Genomic DNA, 4,962 nt, shown 5'->3' on the forward strand with positions numbered 1-4,962 from the left:
CGAGACTCCGATGATCCGCAGCAGCCTCCCCCCCAGATGCAGAATTGCTGCGGCGTTGGCGTCTTTCCCTGTAACGAATAGGCCGAGCAGGGCTTGCCCAAAAAGCGCCAGCCCGCCGCCGATCACAGCCATGTAGCCGAGCGTCCAGCCCATCACGGCATTTCCCAAGCGCATTGCCCAAGCTGGCTGACCGGCGCCAACAGCCTGGCCCACTAGCACCGTGGCCGATTGTTCCAGGCCGATGGCTGGCAAATAGGCAAAGCGAGACAACATCAGACACAGGTGGGCCGTTGCCCCCTCCACAGCCCCCAACTGGCCTAGCATCAACTGAAACACCGTGAAGGAGCTCATATCCGCCAAAGCGTAGATCCCAATCGGCAGGCCCAATCTCAGCAATGGCCGCAACGGTTTCCAGCCCGTGCGCCAGGTTTGCCGCGTAGCGTAGTCGCGGTGGATCCAAGCTGAGAGAAACACCAGCAGGTAGAGGGTCAGCTCCCCATATTCCGACAGGATTGTGCCCCAGGCGGCTCCAGCGATCCCCCAGTCCAAGCCGAAAATGAATAGGGTATTGAGGATGCTGTTGAGCAACACGCTCCAGCCACTCACCCAGAGAGTGATCCAGGTGCGGCCAATGCCGTTAAAAAAACCCGACAAGGCAAAGGTGCCCAAGAGGGCAGAGCCTCCCCAAACGCGAATTTGCCAATAGGCCGCTGCTTGCTCCGCCACCCCCGGCGGCAGCGGCAGCCCTCCATACAGCAAGCCTCCCAACAGCGACAAGAGACCGCACAGGGGAAATAGGCCCAACCCCAGCCCCACTCCCGACCAAGCATAGCGAGAGGCCCCCTTTGGATCTCCGCTGGCGTAGGTTTGCGCCACCAAGGTTTGCACTGCTCGCCCCAGACTCAGGAAGGGGGTCAAGGCCACCTGGGTGGGCAGCCAGGCGGCGTTCATCCCGGCCAAGGCTTGGCTGGAGATTTGACCAATGAACCAAGTGTCGGTTATGCCCATCAGCGCCTGGATGCCAGCGCTGAGCACCAAGGGCATCGCCAACCTCAGCACAACCCCATGATCCACCCGTGGGATCCCTCGGGCATCTAGCCGTTGCGCAATGCCCCTCACACCCTTTCCCTCCTCTGTGCTGCGCAGCAACAGGCAACCTCTCGACTGAGCTGTCTGTATGCTATTATACTACAGAGATAATACGGACTGGAGCGAGGGAGGGATCCCTTCCCACCTTTGGGAGATTGGCTGCTGTTAGGATGCTGGCTACTGGGGCGAGAGGAGAGCGGATGAGCGAGCAGACTTCGTCCTACTGGCCTGTGCACATTGTCGGCGCTGGCCCCGGGGATCCCGAGCTGATTACCCTGCGGGGCCAGAGAGTGCTCGCGGAAGCAGATGTAGTATTCTACACAGGCTCTTTGGTGCCGGAGGGGCTGCTGACCCATTGTCGCCCTGGGGTGGAGGCCATCGATACACGCGCTTTCACCTTGGAAACGCTGCTGCCCCAGATGGTGGAGCGGGTCAAGGCAGGGCTGCGGGTGGTGCGGCTGCAGGATGGGGATCCGTCTCTTTACGGTGCTCTGCACGAGTTGCTGATTCGGCTGGCGGAGGCCGGGATCCCCTTTGAGATCGTGCCGGGGGTGAGCGCCTTTCAACTGGCAGCCGCCCGTCTGCAGGTGGAGCTAACGGTGCCGGAGCTGGTGCAGACGATTATCCTCACCCGCGCCAGCGGTCGGACGCGCGTGCCGGCAGCGGAAGCCCTGGCCAGCCTGGCGGCCCACCGCGCCTCTTTGTGTCTCTACCTGAGCGCCCGCCATGTGGAACAGGCCCAGGCGGATCTCCTGACCCACTATCCCGCCGATACCCCTGTGGCCATTTGCTACCGTCTGGGCTGGCCGGACGAGCGGATCTGGCTGGGATCCCTGGCGGAGATGGCGGCCCTCACCCGGCAAGCCAGCCTGGAACGCACCGTGCTCTACCTCATCAGTCCCGCCCTACGGGGCTTGGCAGGAGCCGGCTCGGCCCGCTCGCGGCTCTACAGCCCTGACCACGCCCACCTCTTCCGCCCCAAAATTGGCCGGCAGACTCGCTTGTAACAGACTCTTTCAGTATATTGACGGATGACGGCAGGCTGAACATAATGACGATGAGGCAGCAAGATGAGGTCAAATACTTTGGCTTCTGGCTGCAGAGCGCCCATCTTTGCCAAAAGAAGTGGATCCCTTTTGGGGTTGTTGCAAGACTTTTTTTTCCCTCTTTACTAACCTTATGGATGACTCATCTGCTGCTCGCAGCGTGGAAACCTTGATCGCGGCTTTGCAGAAGGCCCTTGCTCCCCTGCCAAGCCGTTCGGCGCTGAAACAAGATGTCCTTTACCTGATGGTGGAGCTCCCACAGCAGGGACTGTTCAGCCGCTCTATGGTGTTGCAGCGGGTTGCCGACCAATTGGAAGGCGCGCCGGTGCAGGGAGTCAGCCAACTGGTGGTGTACGGTCGGCTGCAGGGAGAAACACAGCCGCAGTGGAAAAAAGTCTTCTATTTGTCTTCTGGGAAAAGCAGTGCCGACGCCACGGAGATTGTATTGCCCGGCACCAAGATTTCCGAGATCAAGGTGCTGGATGCCCAAAAACCTGTTGTGGATCCCGATGCCAGGCCTGATCGCAAAGTTAAAACCCTAGAGGCGCCGCTTCCCAAAACCCAGAAAGAGCGAGGCTCAGAGCCTGACCCAAACCAGTCTCCTCATGCCTCTGCACAGGCCCAAGCTGGGATCCCGACCTCTCCGTCCACAACTGCCCCTGCTCGCCCCAGTTCTCCCATCAGACTTCCGGTCAACGTTCAGGCGCTTGGCCAGCAGTTGCACCAACCTACCCTACGACCCTTCCTGGGGGGAGCCCTGGCTTTGTCTCTCCTGCTGGGGGCCGGGTTGGTGGTGCATTCTTTCCGGCAGCCCGACGTCCCTGCCCGGGCCAGATCGCTGGGAGTAGGGATCCCTCTGTTGCTCCTGGCTGCAGGGGGGGGCTGGCTGGGGTGGAAAGGCTGGCGTGCTGTCAACACCTTTAAGCGAGAGGGATCCTCTGATCCTTTGGCAGAAGGTTTGTCCTTTTTACAGGCCAATCAAGTTCCTGAGGCAGTGGAGCGGTTTCAGGAGGCCCTGTCCCTCACCCAGGGATCTGCTCAAGTCGAGATCCATAGCCTGCTTGGCCAAGCCTGGGCCGAGAAAGGCAACTGGGCAGAAGCCTTGGCCCAGCAACAAAAGGCCCTTGGGTTGGATCCCCACTTCAGCCAGGCCCACCTCTGTATTGCTCAAATTCGCCTCAAGCTGGGGCAATGGGACGAGGCGATCGATTCCTGCTGGGCTGCTTTGGAGTTGGACGATCGCCTGGGCTCAGCCCACTACCTGATGGGACAAGCGCTGATGCGCAAGGGCCAGTTAAAGGCGGCAATAGCAGCTTTTCAAACCGCCCTCAATCTCGATCTGGATCCCGAATTAGCCGCCGCTGTGCGGGTGGATCTGGGCTTGGCCATGGTTCATGCGGGGCGTCTGGCCCAGGCTGGCCAAGAGTTCAGCCAGGTGCTCCTCTCCGGCAGCTCCTCCAAGCTCCAGCAGGGCCGCGCCTACTACGGGCTGGGCTTGGTCTTAGCGGCCCAGGAGCAGCACAGCGAAGCCATCAAGAGCTACCAGCGAGCTCTGGGGCTGGTGCCCAACTTGCCTGAGGCGGTTGCTGCCATCGGCTTGTCCTATTTGGGTCAAAAACACCGCGACGCCTCCGGGCGCAAGTTTGTCTGGCCCCAGCAGGTGCAAGAGGCTGTGCAGCAGTTTGAACAAGCGTTAAGAGAAGACCCAGATTTGCCCGAAGCCCACTTTGGCTTGGGGGAAGTGGCCCGTATCAAGGGGGATCTGAGCTCGGCGGTGTCCAGCTATCAACGGGCGATGCGCAGCAACGGCAGCTACGGCATGGCCCACTATCGCGTGGGATCCGTCTTGGCCCGCCAAGGCAAGCTGGAGCAGGCCGTCGAGCACTTGCGCTCGGCTTTGGAAATTTCTCCCAACTTCCCCGAAGCCAGAGGGAGCCTGCAGCGGCTTCTCTCCAAGCAGATGGAAGAGGTGCATACCGACCTACTGCCCGTGTAAAGATGGGAGCTGATCGACGCTGAGGGATCCCGGTTGCCGCCCGACAAGATGCGCGCCCGCCTGCGAGAGGTTACCGCTCCAGCCATGAAGGGATCCCTGCCCACAGTGGTCTTGGCCGGATGTGGCTATGGGGCCATCGACGCCTTGCGGGCCCTCAAAGGGCAAGCGCGGGTGATCGCCATCAATCCCCACCCCTACATCGTCAACTCGGGCATGTCCACGCGGCTGCTGAGCGGTCGGTTTTCCCTGGATCTGGTGCGGATCCCGCTGCTGGAGCACGTTCAAGCCAATGGTGCCCAGTTTCTGCCGGGACGAGTAACCCACATGCAGCCGCAGGCGCAAACCCTGACCCTGGAAGGCGCAGGCGGGATCCAAACCCTTGCCTACGATTACCTGTTGGTGAATGTGGGGCGGGAGCTGCGTCCCATCGACGGGATGCAACATGCCTTCGCCATTCGACCGGCGGAGCAACTGGTGGCCGCCCAAACCTGGATCCGGCAGTGCTGGCAGCGGGCGGCCCAGGGAGATCCGACGCCGGGCCTGCTGACCTTTGTGGTGGTGGGGGGAGGTTGCACCGGCACAGAGCTGATGGGAGAGCTGTACGACCTCTGCCGCGAGATGAGCGCAGCAACGGGGATCCCTTTGGCGCGGGCCCGCCTGCTCCTGATCCATGGCCAGGCCCACCTGGTCAGCGGTTTTTCAGAACGCTTCCGCCAGGAGGTGGAAAGGGAGATCCGCCGCTTGGGGGTAGAGATCTGGGCGGAGCGCCGGGTAAAAGCCTTCGGGCCACAGCAAGTTTGGCTAGAGGATGGCAGCGAGCTGGTGGCCCAG

Annotated in this window: 4 protein-coding genes; 3 read left to right on the top strand and 1 reads right to left on the bottom strand. The window is 61.6% G+C overall.

Annotated elements, in window-relative coordinates:
- Nucleotides 1–1,119, bottom strand: a 1,119-nt coding sequence (locus NW835_RS12630; RefSeq protein ID WP_414415465.1) for an MATE family efflux transporter, incomplete at its 3' end; no start/stop codon positions are given.
- 170 nt (nt 1,120–1,289) lie between these two features.
- Between NW835_RS12630 and cobM the strand changes: the two genes are divergently transcribed.
- From cobM to NW835_RS12645, 3 genes are all read left to right on the top strand, one after another.
- Complete coding sequence (gene cobM, locus NW835_RS12635) at nt 1,290–2,096, top strand: precorrin-4 C(11)-methyltransferase (protein WP_414415466.1); 807 nt, start codon at nt 1,290–1,292, stop codon at nt 2,094–2,096.
- Nucleotides 2,097–2,268: 172 nt separating this feature from the next.
- A complete protein-coding gene (locus NW835_RS12640; protein ID WP_414415467.1) occupies nt 2,269–4,131 on the top strand; it encodes a tetratricopeptide repeat protein in 1,863 nt (620 codons plus the stop codon).
- 33 nt (nt 4,132–4,164) lie between these two features.
- On the top strand, nt 4,165–4,962 hold a 798-nt coding region (locus tag NW835_RS12645; protein ID WP_414415468.1), incomplete at its 3' end, for an NAD(P)/FAD-dependent oxidoreductase.

Origin of the sequence: Synechococcus sp. OH2 (genome assembly GCF_047462155.1) — a bacterium.
Classification (GTDB): Bacteria; Cyanobacteriota; Cyanobacteriia; order Thermostichales; family Thermostichaceae; genus Thermostichus.